The following is a 21372-nucleotide window of genomic DNA, read 5'->3' as shown; positions in this document are numbered from 1 at the left end:
GGGGCCCTTTGCTGTCCCGGTGCTGTCCCGGGAGTTGACTACTTGTGGGCTTCCACCGGTACGTCCAGGATGACCCGGGTCCCCCGCTCCGGTGCCGGCACCATGTCGAACGAGCCGCCCAACTCGCCCTCCACCAGCGTCCGTACGATCTGTAGTCCCAGATTGCCCGCGGTGTGCGGGTCGAAGCCCTCGGGCAGGCCGACGCCGTCGTCCTGGACGGTGACCAGGAGACGGGCCTCCTTGCTGGTGCCGCCGCGGACGGCCGACACCTCGACCGTGCCCGTCTCCCCCTCGCGAAAGCCGTGTTCGAGGGCGTTCTGGAGGACCTCGGTCAGGACCATCGACAGCGGGGTGGCGACCTCGGCGTCCAGGATGCCGAAGCGTCCGGTGCGCCGGCCGGTGACCTTGCCCGGCGAGATCTCGGCGACCATCGCGAGGACCCGGTCCGCGATCTCGTCGAACTCCACGCGCTCGTCCAGGTTCTGGGAGAGCGTCTCGTGCACGATCGCGATCGACCCGACGCGCCGTACCGCCTCCTCCAGGGCCTCGCGCCCACGGTCGGACTCGATACGGCGGGCCTGGAGGCGGAGCAGGGCGGCCACGGTCTGGAGGTTGTTCTTCACCCGGTGGTGGATCTCCCGGATGGTGGCGTCCTTGGTGATCAACTCGCGTTCGCGGCGGCGCAGTTCGGTGACGTCGCGGAGCAGGACCAGCGAACCGATGCGGGTGCCCTTGGGCTTGAGCGGGATCGTGCGGAACTGGATCACCCCGTCCCGGGCCTCGATCTCGAACTCGCGCGGCGCCCAGCCGCTGGCCACCTTGGCGAGCGCCTCGTCCACCGGCCCGCGGGACGGGGCGAGTTCAGCGGTGATCCGGCCCAGGTGGCAGCCGACGAGGTCGGCGGCGAGGCCCATGCGGTGGTACGCGGACAGCGCGTTCGGGGAGGCGTACTGGACGATGCCGTCCGCGTCGAGCCGGATCAGACCGTCGCCCACGCGCGGGGCGGCGTCCATGTCCATCTGCTGGTTAGGGAACGGGAACGAGCCCGCCGCGATCATCTGGGCGAGGTCCGACGCGCTCTGCAGGTACGTCAGTTCCAGGCGGCTCGGGGTGCGGACGGTCAGGAGGTTGGTGTTGCGCGCGATGACACCGAGGACGCGTCCGTCCCGTCGTACCGGAATGGACTCGACGCGGACCGGGACCTCCTCCCGCCACTCGGGGTCGCCCTCACGCACGATCCGGCCCTCGTCGTGGGCGGCGTCCAGCATGGGGCGGCGGCCGCGCGGCACGAGGTGGCCGACCATGTCGTCCTGGTAGGAGGTGGGGCCGGTGTTGGGGCGCATCTGGGCGACGGAGACATAGCGGGTGCCGTCGCGGGTGGGGACCCACAGGACGAGGTCGGCGAAGGAGAGGTCGGAGAGCAGCTGCCACTCCGAGACCAGCAGATGCAGCCACTCGAGATCGGAGTCGTCGAGGGCGGTGTGCTGGCGGACCAGTTCGTTCATGGAGGGCACGTGTGCGAGCGTACCTGGGGGTTTGTACGGCTCTGAAATATGCGCCCCCCTTGAACACCCGCGGGCCGCGGCGCCTGGGAGGGACCCTCAACCCTCCCGGCACCGCAGCCCGGAGCAGCATCGGCCGCGGGGTGTGCGGTCCCGGTCGGCCGAAGGATGAGGAGCCGGGGCAGTCAGGGCAGAGAGCTCCGGATCCTCGGTCCGTCTTCCTGTGCGGGGAAGACGGAGGCTCTGTGATGCGCACGCTGTTTCCCTACGCATTGTGGACTAGACCACTATCCGTGTCCATGCGTGGGAGCTGTTTTGTTGTTGAAGCCTGTGCGTTGTTGGCGCTTCGCAGCCTAACCCGCCCGGGCTATGCGCGGGGCCGGATGGCCATGGCAATTTCCGTGAGCGCCTCCGGTTCAGCGCGTCTCCGTCACCTTCGCCAGGGCGCGGGGCGCGTCCGGGTCCTGGCCGCGGGCGATGGTGACCTCGTGGGCGAGGAGTTGCAGGGGGATGATCTCCAGCACGGGCTGGACTTCCTCTGCGATGCCTTCGGTCGGTAGGACGAAGCCGGCCGAAGCCTGCTGCACCTCGCTCTCGGGGCCGACGACCACCAGGTCGGCGCCTCTGCCGCGCAGCCGGTCGAGGACGGGCCGGAGGGCCTCGCCGCCCCTGCCGTCCGGGACGACCGCGATGACCGGGGAGACGTTGTCGACCATGGCGAGGGGGCCGTGCAGGAGGTCTGCCCCGGAGTAGGAGAGGGCGGGGATGTAGCTGGTCTCCATCAGCTTGAGGGCGGCCTCCTTGGCCGTGGGGTAGCCGTAGCCGCGGGAGGTGATCACCATGCGCTCGGCGAAGCGGTAGCGGGCGGCCAGGGCATGCACCTCGTCCTGCTGGGCGAGCAGTTGCTCGGCGAGATCGGGCAACGGCTTCGCGGGCGCGCCGTCGCCGCCGCGCAGGCCCTCGACGAAGAGGTAGAGGGCGAGGAGGGAGGCGGTGTACGTCTTCGTCGCCGGGAGGGCCTTCTCCGGTCCGGCCATGATGTCGAGGTGGAACTCGGACACACCGGACAGAGGCGAGTCGGGGTTGTTGGTCACGGCGAGCGTGATCGCGCCGGCGAGCGCCGTAGGCCGTGATGGTCGACATCGAGGTGAGGCCGCAGGGCATGCCGAGCCGGATCTCCAGGAGGTACTTGGCGTAGAGCGCGGCGTTGTCGGAGGTGCCGCGGGCGGCCAGGAGCACGAAGCGGGGCCTGCGGGCGGCGATCGCCCGGGCGACCTCACAGATCGCCGAGGCACCCTCGTCCAGGATCCGGCGCAGGACGGCCGGCTGCTCGGCCATCTCGCGGGCCATGATGCGGCAGGGGAGTTCGCTGCGGGGGTCGCTGTGAGGTACGGCCTGGGGGTCGCCCTGGGATTCGCTCCGGGGGTCCGGTGTCGTCGCGGTCATGTGGGGTCCTTCCGAGGGCTGCTCTGAGATGCCGGTGGGGCGCGATGGTGTCCCCGCCGTGTCGCTGCGGGGTCGCTCCGGAGTCGCTGCTGGGTCGCTTTGCGTTTCGCCGTGGATGTCAGCGTGCGGGGCAGGGTGCGTGGCCGTGTGCAGGTCTCATGCGCGGGGCCATGTGCGGGACTCATGCGTGGGGCCGTATGCGCGTCTCATGTGCGGGTCCGTGTGCGGGTCGCTGTCGCAGGGGCTGGTCCTATTCCACTCCCCCGCGCGGGACGGCGCACGGTGCGTCAGGGTGCCCTCTTCACCTGGGACGCAAGGCCCGACTCTGTTAGATTGGTCTAAACCACACAGCCCCTACGGGTCCCTCAGAGCCCCTCTTCCCAGATCGGCAGGCCCAGCGTGGAAGTTGTCATCGTTCCGGACGCCAAGTCGGGTGGCGAGCTGATCGCCGAGGCCATGGCGCAGCTCCTGCGGCGCAAGCCCGACGCCCTGCTCGGTGTGGCCACCGGGTCGACCCCGCTGCCCATCTACCAGGCGCTGACCGCCAAGGTGAAGTCCGGTGCCGTGGACGCCTCCAGGGCACGGATCGCCCAGCTCGACGAGTATGTGGGGCTGCCGTCCGAGCATCCGGAGTCGTACCGATCGGTGCTGCGGCGCGAGGTGTTGGAGCCGCTGGGGCTCGGGATGGACGCTTTCATGGGTCCGGACGGCACGGCCGAGGACGTACAGGCGGCGTGTCTGGCGTATGACGCCGCGTTGGCCGCCGGCGGTGGGGTGGACCTTCAGCTGCTCGGGATCGGGACCGACGGACACATCGGGTTCAACGAGCCGTGCTCTTCGCTGGCCTCGCGGACGCGGATCAAGACACTGACCGAGCAGACGCGGGTGGACAACGCGCGGTTCTTCGGCGGGGACATCGACCAGGTGCCACACCACGTCATCACGCAGGGGATCGGGACGATTCTGGAGGCCCGGCACGCGGTGCTGCTCGCGACCGGTGAGGGAAAGGCCGACGCGGTCGCCGCGACCGTCGAGGGGCCGGTTGCCGCGGTGTGTCCCGCGTCGGCGCTGCAGTTGCATCCGCATGCGACGGTTGTCGTCGATGAAGGGGCGGCATCCAAGCTGAAGCTGGCCGACTACTTCCGGCACACGTTTGCCGACAAGCCCGACTGGCAGGGGATCTGAGCGTCCGACGGGCAACGATTGGGGAATCCACAGAAATCTCGCCGATCGCAGCGTGCTCACGCCGAAGACCGGCGGCTTGAAGATTCCTAGGCTCATTGCGGAAAGATCTCCGCAAGAGCAAGGAACGGCCCCGATGCCCACTGATCGTATTTTCACATCCGCTGATGTCGCGTTCCACCACATCCTGCCCACTCGTCAGTCCGGAGAGTGAGCCGGGTGACGGCGGAGATCAGCAGGACAGGGACTGTGTCGCTCCTGACGAAGGCACTGACCGTGGTGGTGAGCGCCGCATTCCTGGTCGGGTGCGCGGCCGACGGGGACGGCACGGCAAACAGCGCCGCCGGTGGCGGCACGGAGAAGGCGCAGTTCTCGCTTCCGGAACCCACGGGGAAATATGAGGTGGGGACCAAGGAAATCCACCTCGTCGACAAAGCGCGGCAGGATCCGTGCAAGCCGGATCGCAAGCGGGAAACCATGATCAACGTCTGGTACCCGGCCAAGGACGCCGACCGCTTTCCCCGGCAGCCGTGGATCTCGGCCGGTGCGCAGGGGGCCGTCGAGAAGATGGTGGGCGCGGCCGGGGTGCCCAAGGGGTCCGTGGACTGGGCCGGCGCGAAGACGTCCGGCCACGTCGACGCGCCGCAGCTGGACGGCAAGTGGCCGGTGGTCCTGTACTCGCCCGGGCTCGGCGGACAGCGGGAGTCCGGGACGGTCCTCGTGCAGGACCTGGCGTCGCACGGCTATGTCGTCGTCACCATGGATCACACGTATGAGACCACCGTCGAGTTTCCGGGCGGCCGGGTCGAGAACCCCGTCCACATCCCCAAGGACCAGCTGGGCAAGGCGGCCTTCGCGGTCCTCCCCCTGGCCGCGCCCCTCCGCCAGGACGCGGCGCGTCCGGACGATCCCGACGACGACCTGCCCGGTCTGGAGCCGGGCCGGGCGCTGCGAACCCGGACCTTCTACGTCATGACCGCGTCCTTCACCGCTGCCGCCACCGGTATCGCCGCGCTCATCGTCCACATGGCGCCACTGCTGAAACACGGCGGCATAGAACCCACCACAGCGGCCTCGGTGGCATCCCTCGCCGGGATCGGCTCACTCGTCGGGAGACTCGGTGTCGGCTCGCTCATCGACCGGTTCTTCCCGACCCGGACAGGCGTCGTCCTCTTCGTCGCCGCGTCAGCGGGAACGCTGATCCTCACCGGCCCCCTCTCGCTCGCCCCCGTCGCGGTCCTGCTCATCGGCATCGCCGCCGGCGCCGAGTCGGACATGGTCGCCTACCTCGTCGGCCACTACTTCGGACTGCGCGCCTACGCCACCGTGTACGCCGTGGGATCCGCGGTCTTCACCTTCGGCGTCACACTCGGCCCCTTCGCCGCCGCCGCGCTCATCCTGCTCGGCGCCCTGGGAACGGCTCTCCTCCCACGCGAACGGCACTGGCAGCCCGAACCCGCGCAGTAGCCTGCCGACTCCCGCAACCCGACGGCACATCGGCCGAGCAGGGCGAGCGGAGTGAGCGGAGTACCGGCGGCTACCCGAGCCGCACCCCCGCTATCACCTCCGCCGCCGCCCGTCCGCACACCCGCGCCGCACCGTGGGTCGCGATGTGCAGCGCACCCCGCGGGACCGCCTGAGGTACGCCCATCTCGACCACGATCGTGTCGGGGCTCTCGCGCAGCACCGTGTCGAGGGCCCTTGCCATCCATGCGTGGCGGTGTTCGTCGCGGACGACGGCCACGATGCGGCGGCCGTTCGCCGCGGCGAGGGCCTTGTGGGCCGCGTCCTCTCCGGTGAAGGCGGAGGTCTCGGTGCCGGGGAGGAAGTGGGTCAGTTCGGCGGCGACACCCCAGGGGGTGTCGTCACCGACGGCGATGTTCGCTTCGGGGGTGAAGACGGCGACGTAGGGGGCCTCGTCCAGGGGGGCGTAGGCCTCCGTGTGGGTCACCCTGAGCGCGCGGCGGGCCGCCGTCAGGCCGACGTCCGGTCGTGCCTCGCCGGTGTCCGCCGAGGTCTCGGTCGTCCAGCGGGCCAGCGCCCGTACGCGTTCGGCCGCGTCGGCCAGGCGTTCCTCGGCGAGTTCGCCGGAGCGGACCGCCGTGACCAGGGCGTCGCGCAGACGTCGTACCGTCTCGTCGTCGGCGAGGCCGCCGCCCACGCAGATCGCGTCGGCGCCGGCGGCGATGGCGAGGACGCTGCCGCGCTCGATGCCGTAGGTGGCGGCGATGGCCTGCATCTCCATGCCGTCGGTGACGATCAGGCCGTCGTAGCCGAGTCGGCCGCGGAGGAGGTCGGTCAGGACCGGGCGGGACAGGGTTGCCGGGCGGTCCGGGTCGAGGGCCGGGACCAGGATGTGGGCGCTCATCATCGCGCGGGTGCCGGCGGCGATGGCCGCGCGGAACGGGGAGAGTTCGCGGGCCGAGAGCACCGAGGCGTCGGCGTCGATGCGCGGGAGCGCGTGGTGGGAGTCGACCGCCGTGTCGCCGTGGCCCGGGAAGTGCTTGGTGCAGGCGGCCACTCCGGCCGACTGGAGGCCGGTGACGTAGGCGGCGGTGTGGCGGGCGACCAGGTCCGTGTCGGCGCCGAAGGAACGGACGCCGATGACCGGGTTGTCGGGGTTGGAGTTGATGTCCGCGGACGGGGCCCAGTTGAGGTTCACACCGCACTCCGCGAGACGGCGGCCGAGTTCGTACGCCACCTCCCGGGTGAGCGAGACGTCGTCGACCGCGCCCAGCGCATGGTTGCCGGGGAACGAGGAACCGGTCCTCACCTCCAGGCGGGTGACATCACCTCCCTCCTCGTCGATCGCGACCAGCACGTCCTCGCGTTCGGCGCGCAACTGGGCGGTCAGCGCCGCGAGTTGTTCGGGCGAGGCGATGTTGCGGCCGAACAGGCCGACGGAGGCCAGGCCTTCACCGAGGCGGCGAAGCAGCCAGTCGGGGGCCGTGGTGCCCGGAAAGCCGGGCTGGAGGACGGTCAGGGCGTCGCGGATCAGGCCATCCTTTTCCGGATCAAACGCAGTCGTGCCGCTGGCGATTGTCGTCATCGGGTGGCGTTATCCCTTCACGGCGCCCGCGGTCAGACCCGCGGCCATCTTGCGCTGGACGAGTAGGAAGAGGACGACGATCGGTACGGCCATCATCGTGGCGCCGGCCATCATCGGGGCGAATTCGGTGCCGTGCTTGGTGCTGAAGTTGCTGAGCCACACGGTCGCGGTCTGGTTGTTCTGGCTGAGCAGCATCAGGGCGTAGAGGTACTCGTTCCAGGCCTGGATGAAGCCGTAGACGGAGGTGGCGACCATCCCCGGAGCGAGCAGCGGGAACACGACCCTGACGAAGGCGCCGGTGCGGGTGCAGCCGTCGACCATGGCCGCCTCCTCCAGCTCCTTCGGGATGTTGACGATGAAGCCGCGCAGGGTCCACACCGTGAAGGGGAGGATGAAGGTCAGGTACGTGATGATCAGGCCGGTCAGCCTGTCGTACTGACCGAGATCGTTGAGCAGCAGGAACACCGGGATGATCATGGCGACCAGCGGGACCATCTGGACGGCCAGGATGCCGACGATCACGATCTTGCGGCCGCGGAAGGCGAACCGGGAGATGGCGAGCGCCGCCAGCAGACCGACGACCATGCCGATCACGACCACGGCGAGGGACACGATCAGGCTGCGGCCGACGGGGCCCCAGAAGTCCGCGATGTCCAGCGCCCGGCCGAAGTTGGAGAAGGTCAGGGCGGTCGGCCACAGGCTGGGGTCCGGGTCGATGGCGTCCTTCTCCGGCTTGAACGCCGTGTTCAGCATCCAGTAGACGGGGAAGCCGGCGGTGATGAAGACGAACAGGCCGAGGAGGTTCCAGCCGGCCTTCGACTTCCGGCGCGCCTGGGGTACCAGCGTGCTCATTCGACCTCTCCGATCTTCAGCATCTGGCGCATATAGACGGCGACCACACCGAGCAGCAGCACCACGGTGAGCAGGGCGATCGCCGAGCCCTGCGCGTAGTCGTTGACCACGAAGGCACGGTCGTACGAGTAGGTGGTGAGGATCTGGAACTCGGCCTCGGGATGGCCGTTGCGCATCACGAAGACCTGCGGGAAGACGCCCATGTCCCAGATCACCGACAGGGTCGTGAGCATCACGATGATCGGCTTGAGGATGGGGAGCGTGACGTAACGGAACACGCCCCAGGCGCCCGCGCCGTCCAGCCGGGCCGCCTCCTCCAGCTCCTGCGGGACCTGGGTCAGACCGGCGCTCAGCGTGATGACCACGAAGGGCACGGCCCCCCAGACCACCAGCAGCATGATCACGGCCAGGCCCTGCGGCCCGCTCGCGAACCAGTTGTGGCCGATCATCTCGACGCCGGGCAACTTGCTGAGCAGCGCGTTGAGGATGCCGTAGTCCGCGTCGAACAGCCACTTGAAGACCGTGGTCGCCACGATGATCGGCATGCCCCAGCTCGCCACCAGCGCGATGTTGACCAGCGTCTTCACCCAGCCGGAGACACGCTGGAGGAGCAGCGCGATCAGCATGCCGATGACCATCGTGAAGATCACGCAGCCGGCCGCGAAGACGATCGTCCGTGCGACGACCGTCCAGAACTCCCCGTCGCCCAGGACCTTGGTGAAGTTGTCGAGCCCGACCCACTCCGCCGGCACGAAGCCCCACAGCTGGGACTGGCCGAACGTCTGGAAGGAGAGGGTGGCCAGCCGGACCAGGGGGTAGCCGAGGACGAGCGCGAGGATGAGGAGGCAGGGGGCGAGCAGCAGCCAGGGCAGGCCTCGTCCGCCGGACCTCCGGCTTCTCGGCGGCTTCTGCGCGAGAGGCGGTGGTGGGGCCGGTTGCCGCGGCGGCGGCACCTTGGCAGGGGTGGTCGTGTCTGCGGCACTCATCGCGCGCTCCTCAGCGGTCCCTCAGGTCGTACGAAGGCGAGGCCCGTACCCACACGTGCGTACGGAAAGCAGGGCCCCGTCTGCAACGGGGCCCCGCTTCAGGTCACTTGGTGTTGATGACCTTGTCGATCGCGGCGTCCGCTTCCTTCGCGGCGGCCTCGACCGACTTCTTGCCGGTGCCGATGGACTGGAGCATGGTCTGAAGGACCTGGGCCTTCTCGACCTGGCCCCAGCCGGGCGCCATCGGGACGAACCAGTTGGACTCGGCCGCGGTGGCCGGGACGGCCGTCGCCGGGTCGCTCTTCAGGGTTTCGAGGTCCGTCTTGTTGTTGGGCAGGTTGCCCTTCGCCATCAGGCCCTTCTGACCGGAGGCGCCCGTCAGCGCGTTGATCCACTCGGCGGCGACGGCCTGCGCGTCGGACTTCACCGGGACGGCGAGGTCGGAGCCGCCCAGGAAGACCGGGATGTTCTTGCCGGACGGACCGGGCATCACGAAGTTCTCGAGGTTGCCCTTGAGGTCACCGGTCTTGTCGTTCTTCGGGTCCTCGGAGGTCGCGCCCTCCCAGGCCGCGCCGAAGATCATGGCGGACTTGCCCTGGCCGTAGACGATGTAGCGGTCGGACTCGTCCTTGGTCTTGTCGCCGTGCATGTACTTGTCGACGACGTTCTTGAACTCGGTGAGGCCCTTGAGGGATTCGGGCGAGGAGAGGTTGCCCTTCCACTGGCCGCCGGACTCCTCGGCGATGGAGCCGCCGGCGTCGTAGACGAAGGACATGGCCGCGTACCAGTCGCGGGTGGGCTGGTACCAGGCGCTGAACTTGTCGCCCTTCTCCTTCTGGATCTTGTCCAGGGCGGCGGTCAGCTCCTCGTACGTCTTCGGGGCCGACTTCACGCCGACCGAAGCCGCCACGTCCGTGCGCCAGTTGGCGACGCGGCCGCCGGCGTAGTACGGGACGCCGTACGTCTTGCCGTCGTAGGTCACCGAGGCCTTGAGGCCGTCCAGCCAGGCGTCCGAGTTCTCGAACTTCGCCGGGTCGACGGGGGCGAAGGCACCCTTGACCATGTAGCCCAGCATCTCGGTGTTGCCCATCTCGACCACGTCGGGGGCCTTGTCGGTGGCGAGGACGGCGTCGAGCTTGGCGTTCTTGTCCGGCCAGCCGTAGTACTCGTGGTTGATCTTGATGCCGGGGTGCTTCTTCTTGATCGCGTCGTCGGCGGCCTTCACCAGTTCGGGCCAGTTGTTCTGGGCGTCGACGGTCAGCCAGACGGTCAGCTCCTTGGCGTCCGCGCCGGTGTTGTCCGAGCCCCCGCTGTCACTGTCACCGCACGCCGCGATGGAGACCATCATGCCCGCGATACCGATCGCGGCTATCAGCTTGCGCTTCACGCCACCCTCCTCAGGGATGCCCCCCCGTACCGCCATTGGGGCCGGGACTGGACCAATGGTGTAGACCAGTACCGGGAGCTTGGACCAGACCAACACGCGTGTCAAGGGTGCTCGAAACCCCTCCGACCAGCCGTTATGCGACCTACATATGCAGGAACCTTTAAGTAAGAAACCAGCGAAATCAGGAGGCCCGGAGTACCGTCTTCCGCTAGACCACTCGCCGCTGTGGACTAGACCAAAAGAGGCGGCGGCGGTATACAGAGGGGATCACGATGTGAGCCGTATCCGGAGCCGGGAAGGCAGGGCATGAGCACCGACGTCAGCAGTGCGGAGAACGAGAGTGGGGCCACCGTCCGTACCGCGCGCGTGCCCAAGTACTACCGCCTGAAAAAGCACCTGCTCGACATGACGGAGACACAGGCCCCCGGCACTCCGGTCCCGCCCGAGCGCACCCTCGCCGCGGAGTTCGACACCTCGCGCACGACCGTGCGCCAGGCACTCCAGGAACTCGTCGTCGAGGGACGCCTGGAGCGGATCCAGGGCAAGGGCACGTTCGTCGCCAAGCCCAAGGTCTCGCAGGCCCTCCAACTCACCTCGTACACCGAGGACATGCGGGCCCAGGGCCTCGAACCCACCTCGCAGCTCCTCGACATCGGCTACATCACCGCCGACGACCGGCTCGCCGAGCTCCTCGACATCACGGCCGGCGGCCGGGTGCTCCGCATCGAGCGGCTGCGCATGGCGAACGGCGAGCCGATGGCGATCGAGACGACGCACCTGAGCGCGAAGCGCTTCCCGGCCCTGCGCAGGTCACTGGTCAAGTACACGTCTCTCTACACGGCGTTGGCCGAGGTCTACGACGTCCATCTCGCCGAGGCCGAGGAGACCATCGAGACCTCGCTGGCCACCCCCCGTGAGGCCGGCCTGCTCGGCACCGACGTCGGACTGCCGATGCTGATGCTCTCCCGCCACTCGCTGGACCGGGAGGGACAGCCGGTGGAGTGGGTGCGCTCGGTGTACCGGGGGGACCGCTACAAGTTCGTCGCCCGCCTCAAGCGGCCGCAGGACTGAGGATGTTGAGCTGACGGCGTTCGCATGAAGCGTTCGTAGAGCGAACACCTGCACGCGGTGTAGCGCAGATCACATTCCTGTTCTACGGTCCTTCCGTCATCGCATGGACGGGAGGACCACCCGGTGCGCACCGCGAACGTTCGAACGATCGTCATCTGGAGTCTTGTCGCGCTGGTCGCAGCGGTCGGCTGGGCGGTGCTCGCGCTGGCCAGGGGCGAGGACGTCTCGGCCGCCTGGATGGTCGCGGCCGCCCTCGGCTCGTACGCGATCGGCTACCGCTTCTACTCCAAGTTCATCGCCTACAAGGTCCTCAAGGTCGACAAGACCCGGGCCACTCCGGCGGAGCGACTGAACGACGGCATCGACTTCCACCCCACCGACCGCCGGGTCCTGCTCGGCCACCACTTCGCCGCCATCGCCGGCGCCGGACCCCTGGTCGGGCCGGTGCTGGCCGCGCAGATGGGGTATCTGCCGGGCACGATCTGGATCATCGTGGGCGTCATCTTCGCGGGCGCCGTCCAGGACATGGTGGTGCTGTTCTTCTCCACGCGCAGGGACGGCAGGTCCCTCGGCCAGATGGCGCGCGAGGAGATAGGCCCGTTCGGTGGTGCGGCGGCACTGCTGGCCGCCTTCGCCATCATGATCATCCTGCTCGGTGTGCTGGCCCTGGTCATCGTCAACGCCCTCGCGCAGTCCCCCTGGGGCACCTTCTCCATCGCGATGACGATCCCGATCGCGCTGCTGATGGGCTTCTATCTGCGGGTGCTGCGCCCGGGCCGGGTCGCCGAGGTCTCCCTCATCGGCGTCGCCCTGCTGCTGTTCGCGCTGGTCGCGGGCCGCTGGGTCGCCGAATCCTCGTGGGCCGACACGTTCACGCTCGCCCCCTCCACGCTGGTCATCTGGCTGGTGGCGTACGGCTTCATCGCCTCGATCCTGCCGGTGTGGATGCTGCTCGCGCCGCGCGACTATCTGTCCACCTTCATGAAGATCGGCACCATCCTGCTGCTCGCGCTCGGTGTGGTGATCGCGCTGCCGACTCTGAAGATGGACGCCGTCACCGACTTCGCCTCGCGCGGCGACGGGCCGGTGTTCGCGGGCTCGCTCTTCCCGTTCGTCTTCATCACCATCGCCTGCGGTGCCCTGTCCGGCTTCCACTCGCTCATCTCGTCGGGCACGACGCCGAAGATGATCCAGAAGGAGACGCAGGTCCGGATGATCGGCTACGGCTCCATGCTCATGGAGTCGTCGGTCGCGGTGATGGCGCTGGTGGCGGCGAGCATCATCGACCCGGGGCTGTACTTCGCGATGAACGCGCCGTCCGGTGTGATCGGCACGACCGTGGAGAACGCCTCGCAGGTGGTGGGCAGTTGGGGCTACCAGATCTCCCCCGCCGATCTCGCGCAGGCGGCTCGGGACGTGGAGGAGTCGAGCCTGCTGTCGCGTACCGGCGGCGCGCCCACACTCGCCGTCGGGGTCTCGCAGATCTTCTCCGAGGTGACCGGCGGAAGCCTCAAGGCCTTCTGGTATCACTTCGCGATCATGTTCGAGGCGCTGTTCATCCTGACCGCGCTGGACGCCGGCACGCGCGTCGGCCGCTTCATGCTCCAGGACACCCTGGGCAACGTCTACCGGCCCTTCAGGAACGTGAGCTGGAAGCCCGGCCTGCTCATCACCAGCGGCATCGTGTGCGGGCTGTGGGGCTACTTCCTGTGGGTCGGCGTCCATGAGCCGCTCGGCGGAATCAACCAGCTCTTCCCGATCTTCGGCATCTCCAACCAGCTGCTGGCCGCGGTCGCGCTGGCCGTCTGCACGACCCTGCTGGTGAAGTCCGGACGCCTCAAGTGGGCCTGGATCACCGGAGTTCCGCTGGCCTGGGACGCGACGGTCACCCTGACCGCCAGCTGGCAGAAGGTGTTCTCGTCCGATCCGAAGGTGGGCTTCTTCAAGCAACGCCAGGTGTTCCAGGACGCCATCGACCGGGGCGAGGTGCTGGCGCCCGCCAAGTCGATGGACGACATGCGCACCGTGGTCACCAACTCCACGGTGGACGGCGTCCTCACGGCCGTCCTCGCGCTGCTCATCGTCATCGTGATCGTCGACTCGACCCGTGTCTGCGTCCGGCATGTCCGCCGCCCGGCGCTGTCCACGCTGAGCGAGACGCCGTACGTCGAGTCGAAGATCGTCGCCCCGGCCGGGCTGTTCCCGACCCGGGAGGAGAAGGAGGAGGAGGCGCGCGATGCGGTCGGCAGTGGCACGGGCTCTTAGGGGCGTGCGCTGGTACGTGCGGGAGCTGACCGACGAGTCGGCGTACGACCGCTATGTCGCGCATGTTCGCAAAGATCACCCCCAGGCCGAGGTTCCGTCCCGGCGCGACTTCGAGCGGATGCGCACGGACCGGCAGGAGGCGGACCCGCGCCAGGGCTTCCGCTGCTGCTGAAGGCAGACGCCCGGCCGCTCAGGGCAGACACAGAACCGCCACATACCGATATGCGGACGAGGGCTTCCGCTTTCCTGACACCGTCGCCTAGATTGCCTGCGCGTTACACAGGTGATCAGTGAGGGGACGGAGCCGCGGTATGTCAGAAGTGCCTGAAGCGAGACCGCCGGTGGTGACACCGGTCCGGGTGATCATCGGTCTCTGCCTCTTCGCCCCGTTTGTGGCGATGCTGTGGGTCGGTTCGTACGCCAAGACGGACCCGGCCTTCATCGGCATCCCGTTCTTCTACTGGTACCAGATGGCGTGGGTGCTGATCTCCACGGCGCTGACGATGATCGCGTACAAGCTGTGGCAGCGCGACCAGCGTGCCCGCCAGGGAGGTGCCGCCAAGTGAAGGACGGCGTGAACGGCGTCGCACTCGCCGTCTTCATCATCTTCTTCCTGGCCGTCACGGTCATGGGCTTCCTGGCCGCGCGCTGGCGCCGGTCCGACGAGCAGAGCCTGGACGAATGGGGCCTGGGCGGACGGTCGTTCGGCACCTGGGTCACCTGGTTCCTGCTCGGCGGCGACCTCTACACCGCGTACACCTTCGTCGCCGTACCGGCGGCGATCTACGCGGCGGGCGCGGCCGGCTTCTTCGCGGTGCCCTACACGATCCTGGTCTACCCGCTGATCTTCACGTTCCTGCCCCGCCTGTGGTCGGTCTCGCACAAGCACGGATACGTGACGACCTCCGACTTCGTACGCGGCCGGTTCGGCTCGAAGGGCCTGTCCCTCGCCGTGGCCGTCACCGGCATCCTCGCGACGATGCCGTACATCGCGCTCCAGCTGGTCGGCATCCAGGCCGTCCTGGACGTGATGGGCGTCGGCGGCGGCGAGAACACCAACTGGTTCGTCAAGGACCTGCCGCTGCTGATCGCGTTCGGTGTGCTGGCCGCCTACACCTATTCGTCGGGGCTGCGCGCACCCGCGCTGATCGCGTTCGTGAAGGACACGCTGATCTACATCGTCATCGCGGTGGCGATCATCTACATCCCGATCAAGCTGGGCGGGTTCGACGACATCTTCGCCAAGGCGGGCGAGGCGTTCAGCCAGACCAACCCGGCGACGGGTGCGCCGCGCGGGGCGCTGGCTCCGGGCGAGGCGGGACAGTGGACGTACGCCACGCTGGCGTTGGGATCCGCCCTCGCGCTCTTCATGTACCCGCACTCGATCACGGCGACGCTGTCCTCCAAGAGCCGTGAGGTGATCCGCCGCAACACGACCATCCTGCCGCTGTACTCGCTGATGCTCGGCCTGCTGGCGCTGCTGGGCTTCATGGCGATCGCGGCCGGAGTCAAGGTCAGCAACGGGCAGTTGGCGATCCCGCAGCTCTTCGAGGACATGTTCCCGTCCTGGTTCGCGGGCGTGGCCTTCGCGGCGATCGGCATCGGCGCGCTGGTGCCGGCGGCCATCATGTCCATCGCGGCCGCGAATCTCTTCACCCGCAACATCTACAAGGACTTCATCAAGCCGGACGCCACGCCGGCGCAGGAGACCAAGGTCTCCAAGCTGGTGTCCCTGCTGGTGAAGGTGGGTGCGCTGGTCTTCGTCCTGACCATGGACAAGACGGTCGCCATCAACTTCCAGCTCCTGGGCGGCATCTGGATCCTCCAGACCTTCCCGGCCCTGGTCGGCGGCCTCTTCACCCGCTGGTTCCACCGCTGGGCCCTGCTGGCGGGCTGGGCGGTCGGCATGCTCTACGGCACCATCGCCGCCTACGGGGTCGCCTCCCCGACCCAGAAGCACTTCGGCGGCTCGTCGAAGGAGATCCCCGGCATCGGCGAGATCGGCTACATCGGCCTCACCGCGTTCGTGCTGAACGTGCTGGTGACGGTGGTGCTGACCTTCGTGCTCAAGGCCGTCAAGGCACCTGAGGGCATCGACGAGACGTCCCCGGCGGACTACACGGCGGACTCGGGGGACCCCGGCGTCCAGGTCGACCTGCCTCCGGCGACCGCCGGCGCCGCTCACTGAGCCGTACGTCAGGACACGGGCCGTCGGAGAAATCCGGCGGCCCGTTGTCGTACCCCTGATGCACACTGCCCGGCATGGACATCCTCATCCGGCGAGCACGACCCGCCGAATACGAAACCCTCGGCGACATCACCGCCCAGGCCTACCTCCAGGACGGCCTCCTGACCTTCGGCGAGAACGACTGGTACCTCGGCGAACTGAAGGACGTGGCCAAGCGAGCGGCCGCCGCCGACGTACTCGTGGCCATACAGGGCGACCGACTCCTCGGCGGAGTCACCTTCGTACCCTCTCCCGGCCCCATGGCCGACCTGGCCCGCGCGGGGGAGGCGGAGATCCGCATGCTGGCCGTGGCGCAGGCGGCCCGCGGCAGAGGCGCCGGAGAGGCCCTCGTGCGAGCCTGCGTCGACCGGGCACGCAGCGCGGAGCGCACCGGCATGGTCCTGTCGACCCAGGACTTGATGCACGCGGCCCACCGCATCTACGAACGCCTCGGCTTCACGCGGGCCCCGGAGCGCGACTGGCACCCGATCCCGGAGCACCCCGAGTTCACTCTCCTCACCTATCAGTTGACGCTCTGAAGCCGACACGACACAACATATGGTGGTGCTGTTCTCACCCGGCACAAGATGTATGCTCGTGCTCGCTGTCGCCGCAGGGGAATCCGGTGCGAATCCGGAACTGTCCCGCAACGGTGTACTTGTGCATGTTCTGTGCACATGGTCAGTCCGAGGACCTGCCGACGGCGCACCCGACCACCCGGTCCGGGTGCGAGACGTCCGGGCCTCGTGGAATGGGCCGGTGGACGCGACGCCGTGTGCGCTCGTGAGCTGCCCCCTGCCCTCCGCAAGGCCCCGTGCCGAGCGAGGGAGAGCCCCAAGTGACCATCGCGCCAGCCGAACCGGCCTCAGCGATCCAGGACCCCGACGGCCCGGGAACCGCAGTGTTGCGGACCCTGACCGAGCTGACCGCCGACCTCCCCGACGCCGACCCCGGCCGGGTCGCCGCCGCCGCGCTGCGCGGCCGGTCCGCGCGGGCGGACGAGTCGGAGCTGCGCGAGCTGGCCACCGAGGCGGCGGCCGGCCTCATCTCCGAGGACCCCGTCTACTCCCGGCTGGCCGCCCGGCTGCTGACCGTCAGCATCGCCGCCGAGGCCGCCTCACAGGGCGTCATCTCGTTCTCCCAGTCGGTCGCCGTCGGCCACCGCGAGGGTCTCATCGCCGACCGCACCGCCGAGTTCGTACGGCTGCACACGGACCGCCTCGACGACCTGATCGACCGGACCGCCGACGACCGCTTCGGCTACTTCGGCCTGCGCACGCTGTACAGCCGCTACCTCCTGAGGCACCCCATCACCCGCAAGGTGATCGAGACGCCCCAGCACTTCATGCTGCGCGTCGCCGCCGGTCTCGCCGAGGACGACACCACCAGGTCGGTCGACGAAGTCGCCGCGCTCTACCGGCTGATGAGCCGCCTCGACTACCTCCCCTCCTCCCCCACGCTCTTCAACTCCGGCACCCGGCACCCCCAGATGTCGTCCTGCTACCTGCTCGACTCCCCCAAGGACGAGCTGGACTCCATCTACGACCGCTACCACCAGGTGGCCCGGCTCTCGAAGCACGCCGGCGGCATCGGCATCGCGTACTCCCGTATCCGCTCCCGCGGTTCACTGATCCGCGGCACGAACGGGCACTCGAACGGCATCGTCCCGTTCCTGAAGACCCTCGACGCCTCGGTGGCCGCCGTGAACCAGGGCGGCCGGCGCAAGGGTGCGGCCGCGGTCTACCTGGAGACCTGGCACTCCGACATCGAGGAGTTCCTGGAGCTGCGTGACAACACCGGTGAGGACGCCCGCCGTACGCACAATCTGAACCTCGCGCACTGGATCCCGGACGAGTTCATGCGCCGGGTCGACACGGACGGCCTCTGGTCGCTCTTCTCCCCGGCCGACGTGCCCGAGCTGGTCGACCTGTGGGGCGCGGAGTTCGACGCGGCGTACCGCAAGGCCGAGGCAGCGGGCCTCGCGAAGAAGACCATCCCGGCCCGTGACCTGTACGGCCGCATGATGCGCACCCTCGCGCAGACCGGCAACGGCTGGATGACCTTCAAGGACGCGGCCAACCGCACCGCCAACCAGACGGCCGAGCCGGGCCACGTCGTCCACTCCTCCAACCTCTGCACGGAGATCCTGGAGGTCACGGACGACGGCGAGACGGCCGTGTGCAATCTGGGCTCGGTCAACCTGGGTGCCTTCGTCGACACGGCGGCCGGCGACATCGACTGGGAGCGCCTGGACGAAACCGTCCGCACCGCGGTCACCTTCCTCGACCGCGTCGTCGACATCAACTTCTACCCGACGGAGCAGGCGGGCCGGTCCAACGCGAAGTGGCGCCCCGTCGGGCTCGGCGCGATGGGCCTCCAGGACGTCTTCTTCAAGCTGCGCCTGCCCTTCGACTCACCCGAGGCCAAGGCCCTCTCCACCCGTATCGCCGAGCGCATCATGCTGGCCTCGTACGAGGCCTCCGCCGACCTCGCCGAGCGCAACGGGCCTCTCCCCGCCTGGCAGAAGACCCGTACCGCCAAGGGCGTCCTGCACCCCGACCACTACGACGTCGAACTGACCTGGCCGGAGCGCTGGGCGGCCCTGCGGGAACGCATCGCCGCCGTCGGCATGCGCAACTCGCTGCTCCTGGCCATCGCCCCCACCGCCACCATCGCGTCCATCGCCGGCGTGTACGAGTGCATCGAGCCGCAGGTCTCCAACCTCTTCAAGCGGGAGACGCTGTCCGGCGAGTTCCTCCAGGTCAACTCGTACCTGGTGGACGAGCTGAAGGCGCTGGGCGTCTGGGACGCGCGCAGCCGTGAGGCGCTGCGCGAGTCGGGCGGCTCGGTGCAGGAGTTCGCCTGGATCCCGGCGGACGTACGGGCGCTGTACCGCACGGCGTGGGAGATCCCGCAGCGCGGTTTGATCGACATGGCGGCCGCCCGTACCCCGTATCTGGACCAGTCCCAGTCGCTGAATCTCTTCCTGGAGACGCCGACCATCGGAAAGCTCTCCTCGATGTACGCGTACGCCTGGAAGCAGGGCCTGAAAACGACGTACTACCTGCGCTCGCGCCCGGCGACGAGGATCGCCCGCGCCGCGCAGGCCCAAGCCACCGTCCCCGTACAGGCAACCGCCGAAGACGCCGTCGCCTGCTCCCTGGAAAACCCCGAGTCCTGCGAGGCCTGCCAGTAATGCCCAGCAACAATCAGAATCTCCTCGACCCCGGCTTCGAGCTCACCCTCCGCCCGATGCGCTACCCCGACTTCTACGAGCGCTACCGGGACGCCATCAAGAACACCTGGACCGTGGAGGAGGTCGACCTCCACTCGGACGTCGCCGACCTCGCCAAGCTCACGCCCGCCGAGCAGCATCTGATCGGCCGGCTGGTCGCGTTCTTCGCGACGGGCGACTCGATCGTGGCGAACAACCTCGTGCTGACGCTCTACAAGCACATCAACTCCCCCGAGGCGCGGCTGTACTTGTCCCGCCAGCTCTTCGAGGAGGCCGTCCACGTCCAGTTCTATCTGACGCTGCTGGACACCTACCTCCCGGACCCGGAGGACAGGGCCGCCGCCTTCGACGCGGTGGAGAACATCCCCTCCATCCGCGAGAAGGCCGAGTTCTGCTTCAAGTGGATCAACGAGGTGGAGAAGCTGGACCGCCTGGAGAGCCAGGCCGACCGCCGCCGCTTCCTGCTCAACCTCATCTGCTTCGCCGCGTGCATCGAGGGCCTGTTCTTCTACGGGGCCTTCGCGTACGTCTACTGGCTCCGCAGCCGGGGTCTGCTGCACGGCCTGGCGACCGGCACCAACTGGGTGTTCCGCGACGAGACCATGCACATGAGCTTCGCGTTCGACGTGGTCGACACCGTCCGCAAGGAGGAGCCGGAGCTCTTCGACGACCGGCTTCAGCAGCAGGTCACCGACATGCTGAGGGAGGCCGTCGAGGCCGAGCTGCAGTTCGCGCGCGACCTCTGTGGTGACGGCCTCCCGGGGATGAACACGGAATCGATGCGCCAGTACCTGGAGTGTGTCGCCGACCAGCGACTGAGCCGCCTCGGTTTCGCGCCGGTGTACGGCTCCGAGAACCCCTTCTCCTTCATGGAGTTGCAGGGGGTTCAGGAGCTCACCAACTTCTTCGAACGTCGTCCTTCGGCGTACCAGGTGGCGGTGGAGGGCACCGTCGACCTGGACGAGGACTTCTGAGTCCGGGACTGGTTCTTCCGTTCCGCCTGCCTCAGCTGCCGGTCGATCCGGCGCTCGTGGATCGCCCCCACGAGCGCCGGGCCCCCGAGGAGGGAGAAGAGGATCACGATGGCCATGTACTCGAGGAATGTGTTCATGCGGTAAGTCTCGTACTGGCAAGACACTCATGACAGTGGCAGGACTGTCGCACACCCTCGAATTACTGCCAGATCTAAGGCACACTGGCAGCATGCTGAGGAACGTGGCCGTCGCCCTGCTCGACGGCGTTCATCCCTTCGAACTCGGTGTGGTCTGCGAGGTGTTCGGCCTCGACCGCAGCGACGAGGGGCTGCCGGTGTACGACTTCGCGGTCGTCTCGGCGGAGGGCCCCGCGCTGCGCACACATGTCCCCGGGTTCACGGTCTCCACGCCGTACGGCCTCGATCGGCTCGACGAGGCGGATCTGATCGCCGTACCCGCGGGCAGCGACTACATCGGGCGGGACTATCCGGACGAGCTGCTGGACGCCCTGGTCAGAGCGACGGACCGGGGTGCCCGGGTGCTCAGCGTCTGCTCCGGCGTCTTTGTGCTCGGTGCCGCCGGACTGCTCGACGGGCGGCGCTGCACGGTGCACTGGCGGCAGGCGGACGAGCTGGCCCGGCGCTATCCGCGCGCGATCATCGAGCCCGATGTGCTGTACGTGGACGAGGACCCGGTGATCACCTCCGCGGGCACCGCGTCCGGTATCGACGCCTGTCTGCACATCGTGCGCAAGGAGCAGGGCCCGGAGGTGGCCAACAAGATCGCCCGGCGCATGGTCGTACCGCCGCACCGGGACGGCGGACAGGCCCAGTACATCGAGCGGCCGCTGCCCCGGTCGCAGTGCGACACCGTCGGCGAGGTGCTGGTGTGGATGGAGGGGCACCTCGACGAGGAGGTCACCGTCGAACAGCTCGCCATCCGCGCCCATATGTCCCCGCGCACCTTCGCCCGCCGCTTCCAGCAGGAGACCGGCACGACTCCCTACCGCTGGATCCTGCGCCAACGTGTACTGCTGGCACAGCGGTTGCTGGAGGCGACGGACGAGACGGTGGACGCGATCGCGGCCCGAACGGGATTCGGTACCGCGGCCGCGCTGCGCCATCAGTTCGTACGGTCGATCGGGACGACCCCGAACGCCTACCGGCGGACATTCCGGGGCCCCGAAGCGGCCTGAC

Annotated in this window: 16 protein-coding genes, 1 pseudogene and 1 riboswitch; of the genes and pseudogenes, 11 read left to right on the top strand and 6 right to left on the bottom strand. The window is 68.6% G+C overall.

Going from position 1 to position 21372, the window contains the following annotated elements:
• Nucleotides 1-38: 38 nt before the first annotated feature.
• Together ACIHFB_RS28960 and ACIHFB_RS28955 are read right to left on the bottom strand one after the other, a co-directional pair.
• Entirely contained in the window at nucleotides 39-1514 is a 1476-nt protein-coding gene (locus ACIHFB_RS28960; RefSeq protein WP_365283963.1) for a PAS domain-containing sensor histidine kinase, read from the bottom strand.
• Nucleotides 1515-1918: 404 nt separating this feature from the next.
• Nucleotides 1919-2852, bottom strand: a pseudogene (locus ACIHFB_RS28955) (SIS domain-containing protein).
• A 495-nt stretch (nucleotides 2853-3347) separates the two neighbouring features.
• On the opposite strand from ACIHFB_RS28955, the gene nagB reads away from it, so the two are divergent.
• Nucleotides 3348-4133: a glucosamine-6-phosphate deaminase gene (gene nagB / locus ACIHFB_RS28950; RefSeq protein WP_365283965.1), complete on the top strand. Its 786-nt coding sequence runs from the start codon at nucleotides 3348-3350 to the stop codon at nucleotides 4131-4133.
• A 246-nt stretch (nucleotides 4134-4379) separates the two neighbouring features.
• Nucleotides 4380-5597, top strand: a complete 1218-nt coding sequence (locus tag ACIHFB_RS28945) for an MFS transporter (RefSeq protein ID WP_365283967.1) — start codon at nucleotides 4380-4382, stop codon at nucleotides 5595-5597.
• Nucleotides 5598-5667: 70 nt separating this feature from the next.
• Here ACIHFB_RS28945 and ACIHFB_RS28940 read toward each other — a convergent pair whose 3' ends face one another.
• From ACIHFB_RS28940 to ACIHFB_RS28925, 4 genes are all read right to left on the bottom strand, one after another.
• Nucleotides 5668-7179, bottom strand: coding sequence for a glycoside hydrolase family 3 protein (locus ACIHFB_RS28940; protein WP_365283969.1), 1512 nt, complete (start codon nucleotides 7177-7179; stop codon nucleotides 5668-5670).
• A 9-nt stretch (nucleotides 7180-7188) separates the two neighbouring features.
• Nucleotides 7189-8031: a carbohydrate ABC transporter permease gene (locus ACIHFB_RS28935; protein ID WP_365283971.1), complete on the bottom strand. Its 843-nt coding sequence runs from the start codon at nucleotides 8029-8031 to the stop codon at nucleotides 7189-7191.
• A complete protein-coding gene (locus tag ACIHFB_RS28930; RefSeq protein WP_365283973.1) occupies nucleotides 8028-9017 on the bottom strand; it encodes a sugar ABC transporter permease in 990 nt (329 codons plus the stop codon). The genes ACIHFB_RS28935 and ACIHFB_RS28930 overlap by 4 nt, the downstream gene beginning before the upstream one ends.
• Before the next feature lie 103 nt (nucleotides 9018-9120).
• Nucleotides 9121-10404, bottom strand: a complete 1284-nt coding sequence (locus ACIHFB_RS28925) for an extracellular solute-binding protein (RefSeq protein ID WP_365283975.1) — start codon at nucleotides 10402-10404, stop codon at nucleotides 9121-9123.
• Nucleotides 10405-10710: 306 nt separating this feature from the next.
• Here ACIHFB_RS28925 and ACIHFB_RS28920 point away from each other — a divergent pair, with 306 nt between their 5' ends.
• The 9 genes from ACIHFB_RS28920 to ACIHFB_RS28880 all read left to right on the top strand — a co-directional run bounded on the left by ACIHFB_RS28920 (nucleotide 10711) and on the right by ACIHFB_RS28880 (nucleotide 21371).
• On the top strand, nucleotides 10711-11475 hold the full coding sequence (locus tag ACIHFB_RS28920) for a GntR family transcriptional regulator (RefSeq protein WP_365283977.1): 765 nt from the start codon (nucleotides 10711-10713) through the stop codon (nucleotides 11473-11475).
• Between the two features lie 123 nt (nucleotides 11476-11598).
• Nucleotides 11599-13740 (top strand): carbon starvation CstA family protein, encoded by a 2142-nt coding sequence (locus ACIHFB_RS28915; protein WP_365283979.1) that lies wholly within the window; start codon nucleotides 11599-11601, stop codon nucleotides 13738-13740.
• The gene (locus tag ACIHFB_RS28910) at nucleotides 13712-13912 is read left to right on the top strand and encodes a YbdD/YjiX family protein (protein WP_365283981.1); all 201 of its coding nucleotides are present in this window, start codon (nucleotides 13712-13714) and stop codon (nucleotides 13910-13912) included. Before ACIHFB_RS28915 ends, ACIHFB_RS28910 begins: the two co-directional genes overlap by 29 nt.
• Before the next feature lie 139 nt (nucleotides 13913-14051).
• Nucleotides 14052-14306, top strand: coding sequence for a DUF3311 domain-containing protein (locus tag ACIHFB_RS28905; protein WP_365283983.1), 255 nt, complete (start codon nucleotides 14052-14054; stop codon nucleotides 14304-14306).
• The gene (gene mctP, locus ACIHFB_RS28900) at nucleotides 14303-15928 is read left to right on the top strand and encodes a monocarboxylate uptake permease MctP (protein ID WP_365283985.1); all 1626 of its coding nucleotides are present in this window, start codon (nucleotides 14303-14305) and stop codon (nucleotides 15926-15928) included. Before ACIHFB_RS28905 ends, mctP begins: the two co-directional genes overlap by 4 nt.
• Nucleotides 15929-16002: 74 nt before the next feature.
• Complete coding sequence (locus tag ACIHFB_RS28895; protein WP_365283987.1) at nucleotides 16003-16506, top strand: GNAT family N-acetyltransferase; 504 nt, start codon at nucleotides 16003-16005, stop codon at nucleotides 16504-16506.
• A gap of 35 nt (nucleotides 16507-16541) precedes the next feature.
• Nucleotides 16542-16684: riboswitch (cobalamin riboswitch) on the top strand.
• Nucleotides 16685-16805: 121 nt separating this feature from the next.
• Nucleotides 16806-19163 (top strand): ribonucleoside-diphosphate reductase subunit alpha, encoded by a 2358-nt coding sequence (locus ACIHFB_RS28890; RefSeq protein WP_400128450.1) that lies wholly within the window; start codon nucleotides 16806-16808, stop codon nucleotides 19161-19163.
• A complete protein-coding gene (locus tag ACIHFB_RS28885) occupies nucleotides 19163-20176 on the top strand; it encodes a ribonucleotide-diphosphate reductase subunit beta (protein ID WP_400128448.1) in 1014 nt (337 codons plus the stop codon). The genes ACIHFB_RS28890 and ACIHFB_RS28885 overlap by 1 nt, the downstream gene beginning before the upstream one ends.
• Nucleotides 20177-20405: 229 nt before the next feature.
• Nucleotides 20406-21371, top strand: coding sequence for a GlxA family transcriptional regulator (locus ACIHFB_RS28880; RefSeq protein WP_400128446.1), 966 nt, complete (start codon nucleotides 20406-20408; stop codon nucleotides 21369-21371).
• Nucleotide 21372: the final 1 nt, after the last annotated feature.

Origin of the sequence: Streptomyces sp. NPDC051963, assembly GCF_044593495.1 — a bacterium.
GTDB lineage: Bacteria > Actinomycetota > Actinomycetes > Streptomycetales > Streptomycetaceae > Streptomyces.
The sequence above is the reverse complement of the archived record's forward strand: the minus strand, read 5'-3'. Positions and strand labels throughout refer to the sequence as shown.